This is a genomic window from Maritalea myrionectae (assembly GCF_003433515.1).
Taxonomy (GTDB): Bacteria; Pseudomonadota; Alphaproteobacteria; order Rhizobiales; family Devosiaceae; genus Maritalea; species Maritalea myrionectae.
Window position 1 is genome coordinate 132974 of the sequence record NZ_CP021330.1, and the last position, 22558, is coordinate 155531.

At 53.5% G+C, this 22558-nt stretch carries 21 protein-coding genes; 9 read left to right on the forward strand and 12 right to left on the reverse strand.

What is annotated here, in order from left to right:
- Positions 1–61 precede the first annotated feature (61 nt).
- Genes guaD through uraH form a run of 6 tightly spaced genes read right to left on the reverse strand, consistent with a single transcriptional unit; the run spans position 62 to position 7585 of the window.
- Positions 62–1375: a guanine deaminase gene (gene guaD / locus MXMO3_RS00605; protein ID WP_117394609.1), complete on the reverse strand. Its 1314-nt coding sequence runs from the start codon at positions 1373–1375 to the stop codon at positions 62–64.
- Positions 1376–1386: 11 nt separating this feature from the next.
- A complete protein-coding gene (locus tag MXMO3_RS00610) occupies positions 1387–2610 on the reverse strand; it encodes a urate hydroxylase PuuD (RefSeq protein WP_117394610.1) in 1224 nt (407 codons plus the stop codon).
- On the reverse strand, positions 2600–3442 hold the full coding sequence (xdhC, locus tag MXMO3_RS00615) for a xanthine dehydrogenase accessory protein XdhC (protein ID WP_117394611.1): 843 nt from the start codon (positions 3440–3442) through the stop codon (positions 2600–2602). The genes MXMO3_RS00610 and xdhC overlap by 11 nt, the downstream gene beginning before the upstream one ends.
- Positions 3442–5748, reverse strand: coding sequence for a xanthine dehydrogenase molybdopterin binding subunit (gene xdhB / locus MXMO3_RS00620; protein ID WP_117394612.1), 2307 nt, complete (start codon positions 5746–5748; stop codon positions 3442–3444). Before xdhB ends, xdhC begins: the two co-directional genes overlap by 1 nt.
- Positions 5748–7229: a xanthine dehydrogenase small subunit gene (gene xdhA, locus MXMO3_RS00625; RefSeq protein WP_425462139.1), complete on the reverse strand. Its 1482-nt coding sequence runs from the start codon at positions 7227–7229 to the stop codon at positions 5748–5750. The genes xdhB and xdhA overlap by 1 nt, the downstream gene beginning before the upstream one ends.
- Positions 7229–7585, reverse strand: a complete 357-nt coding sequence (gene uraH, locus MXMO3_RS00630) for a hydroxyisourate hydrolase (protein ID WP_036223017.1) — start codon at positions 7583–7585, stop codon at positions 7229–7231. The genes xdhA and uraH overlap by 1 nt, the downstream gene beginning before the upstream one ends.
- Before the next feature lie 188 nt (positions 7586–7773).
- On the opposite strand from uraH, the gene puuE reads away from it, so the two are divergent.
- The 3 genes from puuE to MXMO3_RS00645 are packed head-to-tail and all read left to right on the forward strand — an operon-like array spanning position 7774 to position 10545.
- Positions 7774–9219, forward strand: coding sequence for an allantoinase PuuE (gene puuE / locus MXMO3_RS00635; protein WP_117394614.1), 1446 nt, complete (start codon positions 7774–7776; stop codon positions 9217–9219).
- Positions 9220–10044, forward strand: a complete 825-nt coding sequence (locus MXMO3_RS00640; RefSeq protein ID WP_117394615.1) for a bifunctional allantoicase/(S)-ureidoglycine aminohydrolase — start codon at positions 9220–9222, stop codon at positions 10042–10044. It abuts the gene before it with no gap.
- A complete protein-coding gene (locus tag MXMO3_RS00645) occupies positions 10045–10545 on the forward strand; it encodes an ureidoglycolate lyase (protein WP_117394616.1) in 501 nt (166 codons plus the stop codon). It begins immediately after the preceding gene.
- A 209-nt stretch (positions 10546–10754) separates the two neighbouring features.
- On the opposite strand, the gene MXMO3_RS00650 is transcribed toward MXMO3_RS00645, so the two are convergent.
- Complete coding sequence (locus tag MXMO3_RS00650; RefSeq protein ID WP_036223023.1) at positions 10755–11198, reverse strand: Lrp/AsnC family transcriptional regulator; 444 nt, start codon at positions 11196–11198, stop codon at positions 10755–10757.
- Between the two features lie 242 nt (positions 11199–11440).
- Here MXMO3_RS00650 and MXMO3_RS00655 point away from each other — a divergent pair, with 242 nt between their 5' ends.
- From MXMO3_RS00655 to MXMO3_RS00680, 5 genes are all read left to right on the forward strand, one after another.
- Positions 11441–12556 (forward strand): saccharopine dehydrogenase family protein, encoded by a 1116-nt coding sequence (locus tag MXMO3_RS00655; protein WP_117394617.1) that lies wholly within the window; start codon positions 11441–11443, stop codon positions 12554–12556.
- Between the two features lie 485 nt (positions 12557–13041).
- Positions 13042–13821 (forward strand): ABC transporter ATP-binding protein, encoded by a 780-nt coding sequence (locus MXMO3_RS00665; protein WP_027835687.1) that lies wholly within the window; start codon positions 13042–13044, stop codon positions 13819–13821.
- A 48-nt stretch (positions 13822–13869) separates the two neighbouring features.
- Positions 13870–14592: a transporter substrate-binding domain-containing protein gene (locus tag MXMO3_RS00670; protein ID WP_027835688.1), complete on the forward strand. Its 723-nt coding sequence runs from the start codon at positions 13870–13872 to the stop codon at positions 14590–14592.
- 134 nt (positions 14593–14726) lie between these two features.
- The gene (locus MXMO3_RS00675; protein ID WP_205468053.1) at positions 14727–15530 is read left to right on the forward strand and encodes an ABC transporter permease; all 804 of its coding nucleotides are present in this window, start codon (positions 14727–14729) and stop codon (positions 15528–15530) included.
- Positions 15527–16366, forward strand: coding sequence for an ABC transporter permease (locus MXMO3_RS00680; protein ID WP_027835690.1), 840 nt, complete (start codon positions 15527–15529; stop codon positions 16364–16366). Before MXMO3_RS00675 ends, MXMO3_RS00680 begins: the two co-directional genes overlap by 4 nt.
- Before the next feature lie 11 nt (positions 16367–16377).
- Here the strand turns inward: MXMO3_RS00680 and MXMO3_RS00685 are convergent, their stop codons facing one another.
- From MXMO3_RS00685 to amaB, 3 genes are all read right to left on the reverse strand, one after another.
- Positions 16378–17232 (reverse strand): SMP-30/gluconolactonase/LRE family protein, encoded by an 855-nt coding sequence (locus MXMO3_RS00685; protein WP_117394619.1) that lies wholly within the window; start codon positions 17230–17232, stop codon positions 16378–16380.
- Positions 17233–17392: 160 nt separating this feature from the next.
- Positions 17393–18622, reverse strand: coding sequence for a pyridoxal phosphate-dependent aminotransferase (locus MXMO3_RS00690; RefSeq protein ID WP_027835692.1), 1230 nt, complete (start codon positions 18620–18622; stop codon positions 17393–17395).
- A 93-nt stretch (positions 18623–18715) separates the two neighbouring features.
- Positions 18716–20236 (reverse strand): L-piperidine-6-carboxylate dehydrogenase, encoded by a 1521-nt coding sequence (amaB, locus tag MXMO3_RS00695; protein WP_027835693.1) that lies wholly within the window; start codon positions 20234–20236, stop codon positions 18716–18718.
- A 172-nt stretch (positions 20237–20408) separates the two neighbouring features.
- Between amaB and MXMO3_RS00700 the strand changes: the two genes are divergently transcribed.
- Complete coding sequence (locus MXMO3_RS00700) at positions 20409–21347, forward strand: LysR family transcriptional regulator (RefSeq protein WP_051213910.1); 939 nt, start codon at positions 20409–20411, stop codon at positions 21345–21347.
- Between the two features lie 26 nt (positions 21348–21373).
- Here MXMO3_RS00700 and MXMO3_RS00705 read toward each other — a convergent pair whose 3' ends face one another.
- Positions 21374–21742 (reverse strand): hypothetical protein, encoded by a 369-nt coding sequence (locus MXMO3_RS00705; RefSeq protein WP_117394620.1) that lies wholly within the window; start codon positions 21740–21742, stop codon positions 21374–21376.
- Between the two features lie 79 nt (positions 21743–21821).
- The gene (locus MXMO3_RS00710) at positions 21822–22403 is read right to left on the reverse strand and encodes a PAS and helix-turn-helix domain-containing protein (protein WP_084634206.1); all 582 of its coding nucleotides are present in this window, start codon (positions 22401–22403) and stop codon (positions 21822–21824) included.
- Positions 22404–22558: the final 155 nt, after the last annotated feature.

Genomic DNA, 22558 nt, shown 5'->3' on the forward strand with positions numbered 1-22558 from the left:
ATTTTTCTCCTCGCGCCGGAAGGCTACGCGGGAATGGCGACGGAAGCGTCAGGATTTTGTGCTAACCACCCAGCTTCGACTTCAGCGCTTCACCCGCGATGTAGGTTTCTACGATGGCGCGGTCGTCGCCCATGGTTTGCAGCAAGAAAAGCTCTTGCTCCAGATCGAAGACCGTTTCCATGCGGAGTTTCATCACTGGGGTTGCTGTGGCGTCGAGCACGATAAAGTCGGCATCGCTGCCCTCCGCAAGGGTGCCTATGCGGTCTTGCAGTGAGAGGGCTTCGGCATTGCCTAAAGTGGCCTGATAAAAACTGACCAGCGGCGGCAGGCGCTGGCCTTGCAATTGCAACACTTTGTAGCCCTCATCCATGGTGCGCAGCATAGAGATCGAGGTGCCGCCGCCAATATCGGTGGCCAAGCCAATGCGGCCCTGTTTTTGATCGCCTTCCATATTTTGCCAATCAAAATGACCGGAGCCGATAAACATATTTGAAGTAGGGCAGAACACGGCGACTGAGTTTGTGTCAAACATCGCGTCGCGTTCGCGATCGCTCATATGGATGCAATGGCCGAACAGGGATTTGTCGCCCACCAAACCATATTTCTCATAAATGCCGAAATAATCACCTGCTTCAGGATAGAGCTCATTGGTGAAGGCGATTTCGTTCTTGTTTTCATTCAAATGGGTTTGAATGTGCAGGTCTGGAAATTCTTTCGCCAAGGCACCTGCGGCCTCCAACTGCTCCGGCGTGGAGGTGATGGCAAAGCGGGGGGTGATCACATAATAATTGCGGCCCAGCCCGTGCCATTTTTCAATGCCGGCTTTTGTGTCGTCATAGGATGATTGTGGCGTGTCAGTGAGCGCTTCTGGCGCTTCGCGGTCCATCATCACCTTGCCGCCCAACATCAGCATGTTGCGGTGGGAGGCGGCGGTGAAATAGGCATCAACCGAGCCGGGATGTACCGAACAAAAGGCACTGGCGGTGGTGGTGCCATTGCGGATAAACTCGTCCATCAAATGGTCTGCGATCCGCGCGGCATGTACGGAATCGCTAAAGCGTTGCTCTTCCACAAAGGTATATGTGTTCAACCATTCCAACAGTGACCCGGCATAAGACGCCAGCACCTGCATCTGTGGGAAATGCATATGCGGATCGATAAAGCCGGGCATAATCAGCTTGCCGCGGTAGTCGTCGATTTGCACGCCTTCGTCCGCCTGCGTTCGCACTTCATCAAAGCTGCCCATAGCGGCAATGGTGCCGTTGCGCACCAGCAGAGCGCCATCTTCAATATAGCGATAGGCGCTGTCATCATCACGCGCCTGCGGTTTCGCGCAGAAGCTCAGCAAGCGCCCACGGACTAGTTTTTCACTCATATTGATCGGTCCTACTGATTTACGCTTTCATACCATGCCACAAGGAGCTCGCGCTCTTCATCTGACATGTAGGTCACATTGCCCGGCGGCATGGCGTGGCTGCGCCCAGCCTGGATATAAATCTCCTTGGCGTGGGCGGCAATGGCCTGGTCATTATCCAAAATGACATTTTTCGGCGCTTGATGCACCCCATCCCACACCGGCTCTTCGGTGTGACACATGGAGCAACGGCCCATCACCGTGTCGCGCGCTTCCTCAAATTGTGCGGACGCCATAAAAGGCGCGGCGTTGAGTGTGGCCATCTTATCTTCGGTGAGGCCGGAGATTTTTGGATTGGTGGAGAGCCACATGATCAGAATAAACAGCACCGCCGAGACAAACCAAGTCCAGCTCAATGACTTGCCGGTTTCATGCTTGGTGTTGAAGAAATGACGGATCAGCACACCGATCAAAAAGATCATCGACGCGATCACCCAATTATATTGGGTGGCGAAGGCCAGCGGGTAATGGTTCGACAACATCAAAAAGATCACCGGCAGGGTGAGATAATTATTGTGCACCGAGCGCTGTTTCGACTGTTTGCCCAAGGCTGGGTCCGGCTCTTTACCGGCCTTCAAATCCGCCACAATCACTTTTTGATTGGGGATGATGATGAAGAACACATTGGCCGACATGATGGTGGCGGTGAAGGCGCCCAAATGCAGCAGCGCGGCGCGACCGGTGAATATTTGGGTGTAGCCCCAAGCCATAAAGACCAGCACGCCAAACAGCAGCACCATCAGGCCCGTCTCGCTTTTGCCGATCGGGGATTTGCACAGGAGATCATAAATGATCCAGCCCCCGGCGATGGAGGCGACCGACAGGAAGATGGCGAGCGGCACGCCCATATCCATCACATTGCGGTCGATCAGATAAAGGTCCGCGCCGACATAATAGACAATGGCGAGCAGGGCGAAACCGGAGAGCCAGGTGGTATAGGCCTCCCATTTAAACCAGATCAGATGCTCGGGCATATGTTCGGGCGCGACCATATATTTTTGAATATGGTAGAAACCGCCGCCATGGACCTGCCACTCCTCGCCGCGCACGCCCTTGTGCAGTTTCGGGTTGGGCTTGAGGCCCAGATCCAAGGCGATGAAATAGAAGCTGGAGCCGATCCAGGCGATGGCGGTGATCACATGCAACCAGCGCACGCCAAAGGCGATCCATTCGTAAAAAATTGCACTATCTGGCATATTCGCCCCCCAAATTCACCTTGGCGTTCTGTGCATTCGCCGGCTGTTGTTCAATCAATTCTGCCGCCACCAACGCCGCGATCACTTCGGGCCGTTTATCTTTGACTTTGGCACCACCTATGGGCAGCACCAATTGATCAAATGAAGCATCTGAATAGGCATCGGCCAACCAGGAGCGGAATGTGTTGCGCTTTGATTTTGAGCCGATCATGCCGACATAGAAAAAGCGGTTCATGGCCAAGGCTTCGCCCGCGATCATAAAGTCCAAGGCGTGATCATGGGTCACCACCACCACGCCTGCCCCATCTGGCGCGGCCCGCAATTCTGCCTCAGGCAGCGGGCTGAGGCGTTTTTCAATGCCGTCTATTTTGGCCAATTCTTCGGCGCGTTGATCGATCAGGATCGGATTGAACGGCAGCGGCTTTAACGCTTGCGCCAAAGCGCGGCCCACATGGCCTGCCCCGAAAATATAGATTGGTGTGTGGGCATCCGCTTCGTCGCGTAAATTCTGTTCGAAAATTTGGGCCGCGCGCGCATCGAGACGACGCAGAGAGAAGGTGAAATGACCGCCGCAGCATTGGCCGATTTGGGGGCCGAGCGGCAACTCGATCTCGCGATGATCCTGGCCCTGGCGCAGCATTTTGCGGGCTTCGTCCATCATCATATATTCGGCCTGGCCACCGCCAATGGTGCCGAACATTTCTGACGCACTAACCACCATTTTCGCGTCCATATCGCGCGGGGTGGAGCCTTTGATGGCCAAGATCTCGACCAGAATGGCCTCGCCCTTTGCCAGCGCCCAGAATTGTTGCCAAGTGGAAATCGCCCCCATCAGCGCTGTCCCTTCAGCCTTTCCACCGCCATCAAAATGCGCTCCGGGGTGGCCGGGGCATCAAGGCGCGGGCAGGTTTTATAGTCGGCCACACTGGCCACTGCCATGGAAAGGGCTTCCAGCACCGAAATGGCAAGCATAAAGGGTGGTTCGCCCACTGCTTTTGACCGCTTGATGGTGCGCTTTTCGTTTTTCGACCATGTGACCAGCTTGGTGTTGAAGGTGCGGGGCCGGTCGGACGCCAGCGGGATTTTATAGGTGGAGGGCGCGTGGGTTTTCAGCTCGCCCTTATCGGAGAACCAAAGCTCTTCGGTGGTGAGCCACCCCATGCCCTGAATAAATCCGCCCTCGACCTGACCCATATCGATGCCTTCATTGATCGAGTTGCCCACATCATGGAGCAAGTCCACGCGGTCCACAAAATATTCGCCGGTGAGCGTGTCGATCACGACCTCGGATACCGCGGCACCATAGGCATAATAATAGAACGGCGTGCCGCGCCCGGTTTCCCGGTTCCAGTGAATCTCGGGGGTTTTATAAAACCCGGCGGCGGACAGATGCACGCGCTCCATATAGGCGGCGGCGATCAGTTCTTCGAACGGCACTTGTTTGCCGGCGCAATCCAAATGCTCATAGCCGAACTTCACGTCCGCTTCTTCGATTTGGAACTTGTCGGCGGCGAACCGCACCAGCCGTGCCTTCAATTGCCGCGCCGCATCGGCGGCGGCCATGCCGTTTAAGTCCGTGCCGGATGACGCGGCGGTGGCAGAGGTGTTGGGCACTTTGTCGGTGCGGGTGGCGCTGACTTTGACGCGGGCCGGATCGACCTGCAATTCGTCCGCCAGCACTTGTGCCACTTTGGAATATAGCCCCTGCCCCATTTCCGTGCCGCCATGATTGAGCAGGATGGAGCCATCCTTATAGATGTGCACCAAAGCGCCCGCCTGATTGTACCAGGTGGCGGTGAAGGAAATGCCGAATTTAACCGGGGTGAGCGCAATACCGCGCTTCAGGTTTTTGTGGGATTTGTTGAACGCCAGCACCTTTTGGCGCCGGACCTGATAGTCGGCGCTTTCTTCCAGCTCGTCCACCACCTGGGTGATGATGTTGTCATCGACAATCTGGTGATAAGGCGTGGTGTTGCCGGTGTTGGGGCCATAAAAGTTGGCGCGGCGCACTTCCAGCGGGTCTTTGCCCAGCTTATAGGCGATCTCTTCAATCACCCGTTCACCACCAATCATACCCTGGGGACCACCAAAGCCGCGAAAGGCGGTGTTGGAGACGGTGTTGGTTTTCAATGGGCGCGAGCGCAGCTCGACATTTTCGAAGAAGTAGCAATTGTCCGCATGGAATAGCGCGCGGTCCGTTACCGGACCAGACAGGTCAGCTGAGAAGCCGCAGCGGGCGGCAAAGTCGGCATCCAGCGCATGAATTTTGCCGCTTTCATCAAAGCCCACCTCATAAGTGGCGAGGAAATCGTGGCGCTTGCCGGTCATCACCATATCATCGTCGCGATCCGGTCGAATTTTCACCGCGCGCTTAAATTTTTTCGCCGCGATGGCCGCGACACAGGCGAACAAAGCACCCTGGGTTTCCTTGCCGCCGAAGCCGCCGCCCATGCGCCGCACTTCCACATTCACGGCATGTTGGTGCGTGCCCAACGCGTGGGCCACCATATGCTGCACTTCGGAAGGGTGCTGAGTGGAGGAGATGACTTTGACCGTATCGTCTTCCCCCGGAATGGCCATGGCGATATGGCCCTCCAGATAGAAGTGATCCTGACCGCCAATTTCCATTTCGCCTTTAAGGCGCATTGGGGCCTTTTCCATCGCCGCTTTCACGTCACCATTTTTCAAAGTCAGTGACGGGGTCACAAATTTTCCGCCCGCTTTTTCGGCGGCGCGAATATCGATGAGGGCGGGTTTTTCTCGATAGCTGATCTTGGCTTTTTTCGCCGCACGACGCGCCGCGTCGCGGTGGGTGGCGATCACGGCAAAGACGGGTTGACCGAGAAATTGCACTTCTTTGTCGGCAAAGATCGGATCATCATGCAGCGCCGTTGGGCTGACATCGTTCTCGCCCGGAATATCGTTGGCCGTGAGCACGCCGAGCACGTCCGGGTGCGCCAACACATCAGTGAAATCCATGCTTTCAATGGTGCCTGCTGCGATGGTGCTGAGGCCGATATAGGCGTGCAGCGTGCCCGCCGGTTCATTGATGTCATCAAGATAATCGGCGGCACCGGCCACATGTTTATGGGCGGATTCGTGCGGTTTTGGGCCGAGGGCAGATTGCTTTTGGCTCATCAGTTCACCTCCACCAATGCGGCTTGGCGCAATGTATCTAAACTCTCCGCCTCACCAAAATGCTCGTCAAAAAAGCGCAGCAGCAGATTTTTTGCCACTTGCTGGCGATAGGCGGCACTTGCGCGCATATCGGTGAGCGGCGTAAAATCTTGATCGAAAGCATTGAGCGCGTTTTCAAATGTGTCGCGGGTGAGCGGCTTGCCGTTCAGCGCTGCTTCCACATGCGTGGCGCGTTTGGGCACGCCCGCCATGCCACCATAGGCGATGCGCAAGGTGCCAATCTTGTCGCCGTCCATTTCGAGATAGAAGGCAGCAGCGACAGACGAAATATCTTCGTCGCGGCGCTTGGAAATTTTGTAGGTGGCGAAATGCGCTTCGGGTTTGCGCAGCGGCACCTGAATCTGCGCGACAAATTCGCCGGGCGTCCGATCCTGCTTGCCATAGTCGATAAAGAATTTTTCCAGTGGCAGCTGGCGGGTTTCCTCGCCCTTTTGCAGGGTGATGGTTGCGCCGAGAGCGATCAGCGGCGGTGGCGTGTCGCCAATGGGGGAGCCGTTGGCAATATTGCCGCCAATGGTGCCCATATTGCGCACCTGGGCGCCGCCAATGCGTCGCCAATAGGTGCTGAGTTGCGGCAGTTTTTCATCAATCAGCGGCAGCAAGTCGGTGTAGGTCACACCCCCATCAATGATCAGCTGATCGTCTTTTTCCTCGACCGCGTCAAAATCATTGAGTGCGGTCAGAAAGATGGATGGGGAGATGGGGCGCATAAATTTGGTGACCCAGAGGCCGACATCTGTGGCTCCGGCTACCAAAGTCGCGTCCGGGTGGGCAGCATAAAGCTCTGCCAATTGCGCCTTGGTTTTGGGCACAAAGACTTGATCGTCGCCCTGCGATATGGCGATCGGTGTATCATTTTCCAACGCCTGCAGACGGCCGATATTTTGCTGGCGCTCTTTGACCAGGAAATCCTGCTCTAGGCTGCCAAATTTAGCGATATTTCGAGCAGCTTTGACGATCGGTTGATAGCCGGTGCAGCGGCAGAGATTGCCTTGCAGCGCTTCCTCGATCTCAGTTGTGGTTGGCGCGGCATTTTCCATCCACATGGCGTAAAGCGACATGACAAAGCCCGGCGTGCAAAAGCCGCATTGGGAGCCATGATGCTCGACCATGGCTTGCTGGATGGGATGTAGTCCCTGATCGCTTTTCAGATGCTCAATCGTGACGATATGGGTGCCATGCAAGCTGGCGACAAAGCTGATGCAGGCATTGACGCCCTGATAGCGCAGCTTGCCCTTTTTCAGCCGTCCCACCAGCACGGTGCACGCACCGCAATCGCCTTCAGCGCACCCTTCTTTGGTACCGCGGAGCGTTTTTTCAAGCCGTAAAAAATCAAGTAAAGTTTGGTCTGATTTGAGCTTATCCAGCTCGATTTTTTCATCGTTCAGCCAAAAAGAAATCTTTGAATCAAAATCCAATATCAGCTCCCGCGATAGGTGGAATAGCCATAGGGCGACAGCAAAAGCGGCACATGATAGTGCTGGCAGGGTTTAGCGATCACAAAACGAACGGGCACCTCATCCAGAAATGCGCCATGCGGCTCTTCAATACCTTGCGCTTTGAAATATTCCGCCACCATAAAGCGCAGCTCATAGGTGCCGGTTTTCAATGTCCCTTCCATAAGCGGATGATCCACGCGCCCATCGGAATTTGTGCGCGTGTCCAACACTTTTTCCGTGGCGCCATTGTTCAACTCGAAAAGGCAGAGTTGCAATCCCGCTGCCGGGCAGCCGCGCGATGTGTCCAACACATGTGTTGTGAGTTTGCCTGAAGCCATAATTCTTCTCCCCCAATTGGTGTATTTTAGCAGTGTTTCCGGGCGTTTTGTCAAGAATTTTTAACAATTGGTCAAAAAATTGATTGCCGCGCCTATTTCCCCCTAGGCGCAAATCACCGCTTCATGCATAGTGCATGGATAAATGCCATTCGCCAATGGCCAATCAATAGCAAGATATTGAGGGAAAAATGACGCAACATCCTCAGCGCTACGAACGGGATATGCGCGGCTATGGCCGCCGCAAGCCTGCCGTTAAGTGGCCGAACGGCGCCAAAATCGCGGTGCAATTTGTGCTCAATTATGAAGAAGGCGGCGAGAATTGTCTGCTGCATGGAGACAAGGCATCTGAAGCGTTTTTATCCGAAATTGTCGGCGCGCAGCAATGGCAGGGGCAACGCCATTGGAACATGGAATCAATCTATGAATATGGCGCACGGGCTGGGTTTTGGCGCGTGCATGAGCTGTTCACCCAATTTGATCTGCCGCTGACCATTTATGGGGTTGCGACAGCCCTAAAGCGCTCGCCCGAACAAGTGGCCGCCATGCAGGAGGCGGGTTGGGAAATAGCGTCGCATGGGTTGAAATGGATCGAATATAAGGACTTCACCGAAGCCGAAGAACGCGATCATATGAAGCAAGCGATCCAGCTGCATTATGAGGCGACAGGCGAATATCCCAAAGGCTGGTACACCGGGCGCTGCTCGGACCACACCGTAGCACTTACCCAGGAAATGGGGTGCTTTGATTATGTCTCGGACAGTTATGCCGACGATTTGCCCTATTGGCGCGCACCGATGGGCGACGCACAAGCACCGCAATTGATTATCCCCTATACGCTGGACACAAATGATATGCGTTTTGCCGCGGTGCAGGGCTTTAACAGCGGCGATCAGTTCTTCACCTACCTCAAGGATAGTTTTGATGCGCTTTATGCCGAAGGCGAAGCGGGTGCGCCGAAGATGCTCAATATCGGCTTGCATTGTCGGCTGATTGGCCGCCCCGGGCGGATTATGGCGCTCAGGCGTTTCCTCGACTATATCCAATCCAAGCCCGATGTGTGGGTGCCGCGCCGCATTGATATCGCCCGCCATTGGATGGAGCATCACCCCTATGCAGCGCCAATATTTGATGTGTTCAAAATGAGCCGCAAAGCCTTCGTCGATCAGTTTGGCGGTGTGTTTGAGCATTCGCCTTGGATCGCGGAACGCGCTTTTGAGGCGGAGATGGGGCCAGCGCATAATTGTGCCACCGGGGTGCATGCGGCGCTGGCGGCGCAATTTAGAAAAGCGCGGGAGAGCGAGCGACTAAAAGTGTTGAACGCCCACCCAGATTTGGCAGGCAAGCTGGCCGCGGCAAAGCGATTGACCGCTGACTCCACCAAAGAACAAGCGAGCGCCGGGCTGAACGCACTCACCGATGAAGAACGCACCACTTTCACTGCGTTGAACGAAGCCTATACGGCCAAATTTGGCTTCCCCTTTATCATCGCGGTAAAAGGGCTCAACAAGGATCAGATCCTTGAACAGTTTCAACAGCGCGTGCATCATGAGCGCGATCAAGAATTCACAACGGCGTGCCAGCAAGTGGAGCGCATTGCGCTGTTGCGGCTAAAAGATATGTTTGAAGAGGAATAGATGAGCAATTATTACACGCCGAAAGGTGGCTTGCCGCCGCAAACGCAATTGCTGACGGACCGCGCAAAATTTACCGATTGTTACGCGGTAATCCCCAAAGGTGTGTTTAGCGATATTGTGACTTCTAACCTGCCGCACTGGGACAAAACCCGCGCATGGATTATTGCGCGCCCCTTGAGCGGCTTCGCCGAAACATTTGCCCAATATGTGATGGAAGTCGCCCCCGGAGGCGGGAGCGAAAAGCCGGAGCCAGATCAAGCGGCTGAAGGCGTTTTGTTTGTGACCGATGGCGCAGGCGAGCTGGTTCTTGATAGCGACACGCATCAGCTAAGCGCAGGCTCATACGTCTATCTGGCAGCAGGCGCGGCCTGGCAATTGCAAAACAATTCAGACGCGCCGCTGCGTTTTCATTGGATTCGCAAAGCGTATGAAGCCGTTGGCGGCATCGCGCCGCCGAAAAGTTTTGTGACCCATGAAACAAATCACGATCCAATCCCCATGCCGGACACAGATGGCGCTTGGGCAACGAGCCGATTTGTTGACCCCAATGATGTGGCGCACGATATGCACGTGAATATTGTGACGTTTCAGCCGGGTGGCAGCATCCCGTTTGCCGAAACCCATGTGATGGAACATGGGCTTTATGTGTTGCAGGGCAAGGCGGTTTATCGGCTGAATGAAGATTGGGTGGAAGTGGAAGCAGGCGACTTTATGTGGCTGCGCGCCTTTTGCCCGCAAGCCTGCTATGCGGGCGGACCGGAGCCGTTCCGCTACCTGCTCTACAAAGATGTTAATCGGCATATGAAACTGACATTGGGGGCGTAAATGGAAGTTCCTTTCATCCCCATCAAGCCGCTGAGTATTGAAGCTTTTGCGCCATTTGGCGAAGTGATCGATCTGGATAAGGCCGAGCACTTTCCGATCAATAATGGCATGTGCACCCGCTATAATGATCTGGCGACAGTGGAACTGGGGGGCGTTGAACCGCGTCCGCTGGTGAATATTTTCCGCGGCAAGCCTTATGATATTCCATTGCATCTCAAAATGGTGGAACGGCATCCGCTGGGTTCACAAGCCTTTATCCCAATGACCAAACGACCCTTTTTGGTGATTGTTGCGCCAGATGAAAATGGCACGCCAGGTACACCCTTGGCATTTCTCACCCAATCCGGTCAGGGCATCAATTTAAAGATGGGGTGCTGGCATGGGGTGCTCACCACTCTGGAGCAGACCAGCGATTTTGTGGTGATCGACCGGGGCGGACCGGGCGAAAACCTGGAAGAATATTTTTATGAGCCGGGCTTTTTGGTCGGGTTTGATGATTAGGTTGGATTAGCTGCTTGCTTCCAACGTCACCCCGGACTTGATCCGGGGTCCACGCAGAAGTTGAGACGAGGTGCAGCCTCGGCGTTTTTTCACTACAGCTTTGCCATTTGGCCACGGCTACATGGATTACCGGATCAAGTCCGGTAATGACGACGGTGGGTGTGGATATTTGTGCTTTAGCCAGATTTCTTGATGCGGCGAAAGTGGGATTATCGCCGATCAAATTTGCGCCCCAGCACCAGTGATGTCTGCGTACGGCGCACGCCGGGGATGAGGGCGATTTCGTCGATGATCTCGTCAATATCTTCGAGCTGCGGCGCTTCCACGGACAGGTGCAAATCATATTCGCCATTGATGGCGAGGCAGAGTTTGACCTCAGGAAAGTCTTTTAGCTTGTCGGCAATCTGCTTGCCCTGCTGCTGGTGCACTTCGATCATCACAAGCGCTTCCACATGCTGGCGACCCGGATCTTCTGCCAATTGCACCGTGTAGCCTTTGATATAGCCCATGCGCTCTAGTCGGGCGATCCGCTCGTGCACCGTGGTGCGGGCAATGCCCAGTTTTTTGGCAATGTCGGATGTTTTGGCGCGGGCGTTGAACTGCAATTGCGCGATCAATTGCCGGTCCAATTCGTCCCGAATGGCTTTATCCATGCCGCTGCTCCTCACCGACAAAAAGACAATAGATTGTTAAAATGACGATGGTCCAGATTTGGGCGATATGCAAGTTCCTCATTGCGTTAAGACCTTTCTCAAATATTAAATTCCGTCATTTTGTCGGCAAATTGCCTCCAAATTCGTCGTTATGTCATCTTTATGGCGGTTCCGATTCTAGGCACTGACAGTTCCCGCTGTCACACTTTCGGCAGAACAAAAATCAAGCCAGAGGGATAGATATGAATTGGGATGTTTTGATTGTCGGCGCGGGCAAAATTGGCCGCATGGTAGGCGTGGTGTTGGAAACACAGCCAGAATATAGCGTGACCATTGCCGATACCAATGAAGAGAATTTGGCTGAAGTGGCTAAATTGGGGCTGAAGACCGCGAAAGTGGACGTGACCAAGGAAGATGAATTGGTGGCCGCCCTTCAGGGTAAGCAAGCCGTATTGAGCGCAGCGCCCTACTTCTTGACGCCAGCCATCGCCTCTGGCGCGAAAAAAGCCGGCACCCATTATTTCGACCTGACGGAAGATGTTAAGGGCACCAAATTCGTGCGGGATTTGGCCAAAGACGCGGACACGGCCTTTATGCCACAATGTGGTTTGGCGCCGGGCTTTGTGGGCGTGGCCGGATATCACCTTGCCAAACAGTTCGACAAGGTTGAAGATTTGTCCATGCGTGTGGGTGCTTTGCCGCGCTTCCCTACAAATGCGTTGAAATATAACATCACTTGGTCCACCGAAGGCATGGTCAATGAATATTGCAACCCATGCGAAGCCTTGGTTGATGGCAAGCTGGTGGAAGTACCACCGCTCGAGAATTTGCAGACATTTACCCTAAACGGCACTGAATTTGAGTGCTTTAACACATCAGGCGGCTTGGGCACATTGTGCGAGACGTTGGCGGGCCACGCCCAAAACGTATCCTACCGCTCTATCCGCTATCCGGGCCACCGCGACATTTTGAAAATCTTGCTTCAAGATTTGAAATTGCAGAATCGCCAGGATTTGATGTGCGAAATTTTCAACACCGCGCTGCCTGTGACCAAGCAGGATACGGTGACGGTTTTCTGCACCGCAACGGGCACCATCAATGGCCGCTTTGAGGAAAAATCATTCCTCAATGTTTCAACCCCCATGGAAGTGGCCGGGCAAGAATGGACCGCCATTCAAATCACCACCGCTGCTGGCGTGACCGCGGCAATGGATTTGGTGCGCACGGGCAAACTGCCGCAAAAAGGGTTCTTGAGCCAAGAGCAGATTGATCTGGATGAATTCCTCGACAATCGGTTCGGCGGCATGTTCCTCGGCAAGCCGCTCAAGACAGCGGCAAAAACCGACAAAGCAGCATAAATATTAAAGGGTGGGCCAAGGCTCACCCTTTCTCATTTTGGTGGATTGGCCTGCACAAAGTGCGAAAAGCACGTTAAATTTTGCACAAAAAAGTGACTATTCAGTCAAAAAAGAATAGGCCATACTGAAACTGAACATATCGCAAAAAGTGAATTTGCGGGTAAGACGTTGTGAGGACAGCGCAAATCGGGCCCGAGAAATTGGACCTGATGTAAGGGAGGGTAGTTTTGATGCTTTTGAACCTGGTCATCAGACCGGCGGAGCTGTTGAGCGCGTTTGCGCGATCATTTCAGATTCTTGTTGTCAGCTTGATCGTTGCGCCACTTCGGCGTGCATTTGATCTTTCATCCTATATTTTTACCGCGTCTCGCATTAATTCGGGACGCGCATACCCCCCATTTGGGGTATTGGCCTAACAAAAGCCAATTGTGTACCAGCTCATTTTGGGCTAGATCGTTGGTAGCGACCAAAGAATGAAAGAAAATATGTCGGACACGCAAACACCTGTCATTGAAGTACGCGATCTTCATAAGAGTTATGGCCAATTGGAAGTGCTCAAAGGCGTTGATCTTGTTGCCCACAAGGGCGATGTGGTGAGCCTGATTGGGTCTTCAGGGTCCGGGAAATCGACACTGTTGCGCTGTGTGAACCTTTTGGAAGACAGCCAGCAAGGCGACATCATTTTTGACGGTGAGCCTGTGCACTGGAAAGGCGAGGGTCTTAATCGTCATCCGGCTGATAAAGCACAAGTGATCCGCATCCGCACCAACCTGACCATGGTGTTCCAACAGTTCAATCTTTGGGCCCATATGTCGATTTTGCAAAATGTGATGGAAGCACCCGTCACTGTGTTGGGCGAAGACCTTGCAGTGGTTGAGGAGCGTGCCCGCAAATTGCTCGACAAGGTGGGCATTGGCGACAAGTGTGACAATTATCCAGCGCAGCTTTCTGGCGGCCAACAGCAGCGGGCGGCGATTGCGCGCGCCTTGGCCATGGAACCGCAAGCGCTTTTGTTTGATGAACCCACCTCCGCGCTTGATCCTGAATTGGAACAAGAGGTGGTGAAGGTGATCAAGGATTTGGCCAAAGAAGGCCGCACAATGATCCTTGTCACCCACGACATGCGGTTGGCAGCCGATGTGTCGGACCATGTTATCTTTTTGCATCAGGGACGTATTGAAGAACAAGGTACGCCTGATGAGGTGTTTAAGAACACCAAAACCGAGCGGCTACAGCAATTCTTGAGTGCGACCGTTTCGGACTAAAATCAACTCAAGATCTCTTTTTAAGAGGTTAAACCAAGGGAGACTAAAATGAAAAAACTTTTGCTTTCCGTTGCCGTATTGGCAATGAGCACAAGCTTTGCGATGGCGGACACTGTGCGCCTTGGCACCGAGGGCGCTTACCCTCCATATAACTTCATCAATGATAATGGCGAAGTTGACGGCTTTGAACGCGAGTTGGGCGATGAGCTTTGCAAGCGTGCCGAAATGGATTGTGAGTGGGTGACCAACGATTGGGATTCAATCATTCCAAACTTGGTATCTGGCAACTATGACGCGATTATCGCCGGCATGTCGATCACGCCTGAGCGTCAAGAAGTTGTAGATTTCACACAAAACTACACACCTCCATCACCTTCTGCATATGCAGCCTTGAGCGCAGATGTTGATCTTGATGGCGGCGTTATTGCAGCGCAAACTGGCACCATCCAATCAGCGCACATCACCACAACTGGTGCGACTTTGCTTGAGTTCGCAACGCCTGACGAGACTGTTGCTGCTGTACGCAATGGTGAAGCAGACGCCGTGCTTTCAGACAAAGACTTCTTGATCCCATTGGTCGAAGATTCAAATGGCGACATGGTTTTTGTTGGCGAAGACATCCCATTGGGTGGCGGCATTGGCATGGCCTTCCGCAAATCTGATCCAGAGATGCGCGCCAAGTTTGATGCAGCGATCCAAACCATGAAAGATGACGGCACATTGAACGAGCTGATCATTAAATGGTTGGGTGAAGATTCACCACGCTTCTAAGTTAGCTATAGCAGGGCGGGAGTGCGCTTCCGCCCTGATTTGATTGTAGATCTAATATGTTTTCATTCTGCGCAACTCCGGACCAAATTGAAGGTCTCACCTGGCTGACCTGTTATCTGACAACAGGCAAGCACATGAGCTTTTACGCCTCGTTTGGCACCGTGCTGATGTTGCTGGCGGTTACAGCGCCGACCGCGCTGTTGTTCGGCTTTTTTGGCGCCACTGCTGCGCGGTCGCACATTGCGCCGCTGCGCTGGTTTGGCAAAGGCTACACGGCGATTGTGCGCGGCGTGCCCGATATCGCCTTCTTCCTTTTCTTTGTGATCGCGCTCGATCAAGCCTTTGAATATGTGCGCCACAAAACGCTGTGTTCTGATTGGACGGAGCCTGTGCGGCAAGGCAGCGACTTTGTGGTTTGCGCTGCTGCGAAACTGCCCTTGTCGAGCTCACCTCAATGGGTGCACGAGGCTTACGGGTTCCTTTTGGCCGTTTTGACATTTTCGATTGTTTTTGGCGCGTTTGCCGCCAACGTTTTATATGGCGGCATGCGCGCTGTGCCCCACGCCCAGCTGCAAACGGGCGAAGCTTATGGCATGAGCCGCCGACAAGTGTTTTGGCGCATTTTAATGCCACAAATGTGGATTTACGCCCTGCCCGGCCTTTCAAACCTTTGGATGATTTTGATCAAAGCAACCCCGCTGCTGTTTCTGCTGGGCGTTGAAGATATCGTTTATTGGGCGCGGGAACTGGGCGGCTCAAAAAGCTCCGCCTTTTCGTACCCCCATCCCGACTGGCGGATCTATTATTTCCTTGGCCTTTTGGTGTTCTATCTGGCCATGACCAAGATTTCGGAAATTGTGTTTGAAAAGCTGATGACCAAACTCAGCTTGGGACAAGCCACAACCGGCGGCGGGTCCGCTGCTGGAGGTGCTGCATGAGCTGCTTAGAAACCATCCAAAATTACGCCTTCCGTTCAATGGGATTTGGCGAGCGGCTTTTGCCCCGTTCGGATTTCACCCTTTGCGACCAGTTCACCCTGATCGGCTCAGGGCTGATTTGGAACGTTTATTTTGGTGTGATTGCGCTTGGCCTTGGCTTTTTCCTCGCGGTGGCGGTTGCCACAGCAAAAGCCAGCAAAAACCCGCTGCTGCGGAAGCCTGCTGAATGGTATATTTTCATTTTCCGCGGCTCACCGCTGTTTATCCAGTTCTTCTTCGCCTACGAGCTTTTTGTTTTGCTGCCCCGACTGGGCACCGACATCAATCTCGGCTTTGTGGAGATCACGGTGGAGACACGTTGGTTGACCAAGGCCTGGCTTGGGGCTTTGTTCGTGTTGTTCCTCAACACAGGGGCTTATTCCGCCGAGATTTTTTATGGCGCCCTACGCTCTATTCCCAAAGGGGATGTGGAAGCGGCAGATGCCTATGGCATCACCGGTTGGCCTCGTTTTAGAAAGATCATCTGGCCGACCATGTTGCGCCTGGCGTGGCCCGCCTACACCAATGAAGCGATCTTTTTGTTTCACGCGACAACTTTGGTGTTTTTCTCAGGCTTTCCGAGCTGGCAACAGCGAGGCGATGCGCTTTATTACGCCAGCTACTTCGCGGATAAAACGTTCAACCCGTTTGTGCCTTATCCAATTCTGGCGTTCTATTTTATTCTGCTCACGCTTTGTGTGATTGGGGTTTATGGCGCGATCAACAAGCGGCTGAACAAACATCTGCCTGAAAACCAAGCTGCGAAACTGAAAATCAAGCCCCAAATATTGCGCTAGAATCGGTGCGGTCAGTCAAGGCTGACCGCATATTCTGCGCGGCCTTGCACCGCATCAGCAAACTCAAATATTTGCCCATCCGCAGCTCTCGGCGCATCAAGGTTCTCCGCCGCTGAGGTGAGATAGAGCGTTGTAAAATTCTCGCCACCAAAGGCAGGGCAGGTTGGCTGCTTTGCCGGCACATCAAGGCGCTGTAGCTCACGCCCCGTTTTGTCAAACTGGACAATGCATGACGCGCCCCACATGGCGATCCAGATGTTGCCCGCATCATCGATCAATGCACCATCGGGATTGAGATCTGTTTCGCGCAAATCCACATGAATCGTCGGCTCACCCACGGGCCACCCCTCACCATCCAGGGCTTGCTTCCAAACAATCTGCGTTGGCGTATCCGTGTAGCAGGCGAAGGATTTGTCGTGCGCAAAACAGATGGAATTTGGAATTGCCACTTCCGGCACCAGCAGACGTAGCTCGCCTTGATAAAAACGGTAAATTCCACCTTTTTCGCTGCTTGGATCCGTCTTAGACATGGTGCCAATCCAAAATCCACCCCAGGGGTCGATCCGCCCGTCGTTGGAGCGACGCGACGGCACGTTTGGTTCCAGATCAACAAGATGCTTTTTTTCTTCTGTTTTCAAATCGAACGCGAACAGTTTGGTTTCTGATGCGATAATCAGCGTGCGCTCGTCTTTCCACCCTGCGGCGGTCACGATTTCGTCGAACGCCCACTCGAGCGGCGCACCGTTAATTTGCGACCGCAATTTGCAATTGGGAATGTCGAACCAAAAAAGCTGTTGGCGCAATGGGTGCCACAATGGGCCTTCACCCAAAATGTTTTGCCGTGAATCAAAAACTGCTGCTGCCATGAGACCTTCCCCTACTTGTTCTCTCCACTAGCTATCAAACCAAACCATGCTGACAAGCCCGTTGGTATGCAGATTGTACATTCGGATTAAAAAAACCCGCCAGAACAAAGTCTGGCGGGCAAGAAAAGGTCCTTAAAAGAACCCTTCTGTGGGAAGTCTTTTAAGTCAAAGCGCTTGCCGCTTTTTGTATGCGGGATATCGCTTCGACCAATTCTGATTTCGCTGCCGCATAAGATATACGAAAATAAGGCGAAAGTCCAAAGGCTGAGCCGGGCACGATGGCCACATGGCTTTCTTCCAAAATATAGCGGCAGAAGTCGCTATCGCTTTCGATGGTCTTGCCGCTGGGCGTCGTCTTGCCGATGAGACCTTCGCAGGAGGCAAAGGTATAAAAGGCGCCTTCCGGCACACGGCAGGTTACCCCATCAATTTCGTTGAGGCCCGCAACCACCAGATCGCGCCGCTCCTGGAAAGATAAGCGACGTTCCTCGAGGAATGAATTATCGCCATTCAAGGCTTCGATTGCCGCAGCTTGCGATACCGATGAGGCGCAGGACGTGGATTGGGATTGCATCACGGCCATGGCCTTGATCAGCTCCACCGGCCCGGCGCCATAGCCGATGCGCCACCCGGTCATGGCGTGGGATTTGGACACACCATTGACCACCAGAATACGATCCCGCAATTCAGGCGCTAATTGTGCCGGGGTGACAAATTCAAAATCATCATAGGTGATGTGCTCATAAATATCGTCGCACACCAGCCAAACATGGGGATTGCGCGCCAGCACAGCCAAAAGCGGTTTTAACTCTTCAGCCGAATAGGCCGCGCCGGATGGGTTGGATGGCGAGTTGAGCATCAGCCATTTGGTTTTTGGCGTAATTGCCGCCTCAAGCTGGTCAGCCTGCAGCCGGAAGCCTTTTTCACCCGGACATTTGACCAGCACAGGCTCGCCGCCGCACACTTCAACAATGTCGGCATAGGTGGTCCAGAACGGGGTCGGGATGATCACCTCGTCGCCCGGATTGATGGTCGCCATAAAGGCGTTAAACAGCACCTGTTTTGCCCCTGCCGAAACCGAAATATTGGCGGGCTGATAGTCCAGTTCATTTTCTCGGCTCAGCTTGTCGCAAATGGCTTGCTTTAATTCAGGTGTGCCATCAAGCGGGGTATATTTGGTTTGCCCTGCATTAATCGCGGCGATGCCAGCCTGTTTGACATGTTCCGGCGTGTCAAAATCCGGTTCTCCAGCGCCCAGAATGATCACTGGCTTGCCTTCTGCCCGCAGTTCGCGGGCGCGGGTGCTGATTTTGATGATTTCAGAAACCGATAGTTTGGCAATGCGGTTAGCCCGGAAAAAGCCGGGATGAGAAACCAGATCGGCGCACATATTTTATCTTCCCCTAAAGCCGAGCGCATATGGCGCGTTTTTGCCATATGCGCTCGAATATGTCCTTACATTTCCGTTTGGAAACGCATCGGTTTAGTCGATATCAAAGCTTACGCCCTGTGCCAATGGCAAGGCTGTGCCGTAGTTCACCGTGTTTGTGGCGCGGCGCATATAGGCCTTCCATGCATCGGAGCCGGATTCGCGGCCGCCACCAGTTTCCTTCTCGCCGCCAAAGGCACCGCCAACTTCAGCGCCTGACGTGCCGATATTGACGTTTGTGATGCCACAATCTGACCCGACAGCGGAAAGGAATGTTTCAGCTTCGCGCACATTCAAGGTGAAGATGCAGGAGGAAAGGCCTGCGCCCACAGCATTTTGCATGGCGATGGCATCCTCAAAGTCAGAATATTTGGTGACGTAAAGGATTGGGGCGAATGTTTCTTCCAGCATGGGGCCGGTTTGTTCTGGCATTTCCACCAAAGCCGGGCGGAAATAATAGGACGCATCGCCATTCACATCGACGCGTTCACCGCCCGTGACTTTGCCGCCAACGGCTTTTGCCGCTTCAAGCGCTTTCTCCATATTGTCGCCGGCCTCTTTGTCGATCAATGGACCGACCAATGCATCAGACGACAAAGGATCGCCAATGGTGACGCCCAAATAGGCTTTTTTCAACTGCGCCACCATATCGTCATAAACACTCTCATGAACGAACAAGCGACGAGTGGTTGTGCAGCGCTGGCCAGCGGTGCCCATGGCACCGAATGCGATGGCGCGCACGGCCATGTCCATATCCGCAGACGGACAAACGATGCCCGCATTGTTGCCGCCCAGTTCAAGAATAGTGCGGCCGAAACGTTGGGCAACGCGTGGCCCAACCTGACGCCCCATGCGCGTAGAGCCTGTGGCGGACACAAGTGCCACTTTTTCATGATCAACCATAACTTCGCCACCATCGCGCTCGGCGATAAAGGTGGTGATCAAGCCTTCAGGCGCATCGCCGAACTTCTTCAGCGCGCGATCCAAAATCGCCTGACAGGCGAGCGCGGTCAAAGGTGATTTTTCAGATGGCTTCCACACCACGGCATTGCCGCACGCCAAAGCCAAAGCCGCGTTCCAAGACCAAACTGCGACAGGAAAGTTAAAGGCGGAGATGACGCCCACAACACCCAAAGGATGCCATGTTTCCATCATGCGGTGATCTTGACGCTCGGTGGCGATGGTCAAGCCATAAAGCTGGCGAGAAAGGCCGACTGCAAAATCGCAAATGTCGATCATTTCTTGCACTTCGCCTGCGCCTTCTGACGGGATTTTACCCGCTTCAAGGCTCACCAACCGGCCCAAATCATCCTTAGCGGCGCGCAATTCTTCGCCCAACAGCCGCACCAACTCACCCCGGCGAGGGCCGGGTACAGTGCGCCACTTTTTAAATGCTTCGTGTGCTTTTTCGATTTGAGCGTTGATTTCGCTTGCGCTGGACTTTTTGACGTCCGCGATTTTTTCGCCGTTGGTTGGGGAATAAACGGCCAAGTCGCCGCCTTCTAGGGCCTCTGGCTTAACGCCCAATTTGCCCATCAATTCAATGGTTTCGGATTTGCGTGACGATGCTGACATATTCTATCCCCTTTGGCCGCGGCCAATGTTCGTTGTGGATCGACTTTTGCGCTGGGCGAACCCAATGCTCAAATTGAGGCTGGTCAAGTCGAAAAAATTCATTATTCTCATGATAACTTAGGCAAACACCCTAAAGAAGCAATGTTTTTTCATTACTTCATGAGGAAATTTTATGCATACCAGTCGCCGCAACTTTCCTTCGATCAACACGCTGAGCGCTTTTGAATGCGCTGCGCGCCACCTCAATTTTACCCGCGCTGCGGAAGAAATGAACCTCACGCAAAGTGCTATTTCGCGTCAAATCCGCGATTTAGAATTGCAGTTGGGGGTCACGTTATTTGAGCGCGTGCGCAAGCGCGTGGTGCTGACTGAAGCAGGCGCCCGTTTTTTGGCTGACGCGCGTTATTTGATCGAGCAAACTGAAGGGCTGGTTTATCGCACCATGGCGGCGGCAAAGGCGGAAGCCATGTTGTCCATCGCCACGCTGCCGACCTTTGGATCGCATTGGCTGGCGCCACGACTGCCCGACTTTTTGTCGCAAAATCCTGATTTGGCCATCAATATTGAAAGCCGGTGGTCACCCTTTGCCATGCAAGATCAGTTTGTTGATGTGGCGGTGCATTTTGGTCGCCCGATTTGGGCTGGCGCCACCTGCCAGCCGCTTTGTGCAGAAATGATGGTGCCAGTGGCGGCGCCAAGTGTGGTGCGCCAATATCAATTGGACAAACCTGAACACTTGGTCGAGACCCCTTTATTGCATTTGCAAACACGACAAACAGGGTGGCGCGATTGGTTTGAACAACAGGGCATGGAGAACAAGGAACCGTTTAAGGGGCATCGCTTTGATCAATTCTCCATGATCATCGAAGCCGCTGTTGCGGGCATGGGCGCGGGGCTATTGCCCTTTTATCTGATTGAGCAGCAAGTGATGCAAGGCAGCCTCAAGGTCATTGATCCGACCCCGCTCAACACCGAAGATGCGTATTTTCTCGCCATCCCAGACGACAAGGCGGAAAAGCCCGGCGTCATTGCCTTTACCACGTGGATTCGTAAGCAGATCAAAAATCCCGTGATGCATTTGGATGAGGTGGACAGCCCCATCGCCAATTGATGGCGCTGCCCAACTTTATGCTCGATCTATTCGAAATAGATTTCGTTGTCTGCCAGATAGACTTCTGACGCATCGCAAATATCAATGCTGATCGGGTCGTCTAGAACTTCGCCATCATCGGCACCGAGCCAACCCACTTGAAATGTTTGGTCGCATGATCCCGTTGTTGCGAAGAATTCCGCTTGTGCGGTTTCGCCCGGATTCATCTCTTCTGACAGCCAATTGGTGCTCCAGCCGCTGCCATCATTGGTGTAGAATCCGACAACGATATTGCTTTCCGTAATGTTGTGCAGCGTGAACAAACCGCCTGCGCCCGACTGGGCAAAAGCCGACCCTGCAAGCAGCCCAGCACCTAGCGCACCGATCACGGCACACCGCTTCAATAGATTTTTCATGAAATGTCCTTCCCCTCTAAAGCCACATGATATGAGGAAAAATCATGCTTAACAAGCGGTTAATGGACTTCTTGAGGTATTAGCGCGCCGAATGGTGGGCGGAGAACCATGCAATCAATTCTGCCGTGTTTTTCACGCCGATCGCCTTCATGATCCGCGCCCGGTGGGCCTCTACGGTACGCTTGGACAATTCGAGTTCATCTGCGATCACGCCATTGGTTTTGCCTTGTGCCACCAAAGCGACAATCTGGCGTTGGCGATCGGTCAACTCATATCCCGAGGCAGCAATGGCCCGCGGCAATGGTTCAAAGCAATAAACCGCCTTGGCAAATGGGTTTGCAGAGGTCATCGACCGCCCCCGCACCTTGCACCAGAACCGGGTTTGATCCGCCTTGATCATGATCCGCTCATCATAATAGGTGATGCCCATGGTCATGTTCGTGGACCACATTTGCCCGGTGCGCACAAAGTCTTCAAAATTTGGATAGAGCAGATGAAAGCTTTTGTTGCGCAGTTCTGCCCGGCCATAGCCGAACAATCGCGCGAATTCTGCATTACATTCCAAAATGATGCGATGCTCCGCATAGGCCAATGGCACGGGCATTTCATGCAGATTGAAATTATATTTTGATTGGGATTGAACCGTTGCGTTGAGTACCATTTGTTGCCATCAGCTGCTTATGAGTGACCCGATTGTGTTTGGCGGTGATGCAGGCGACGCCACACCGCCTACAGTATAAATACGACTAACGCTTGGCGAATGACAAGCATTATAATTAAATCCTGCGAAAATATACCGAAAAAGTGGTCTCAGGG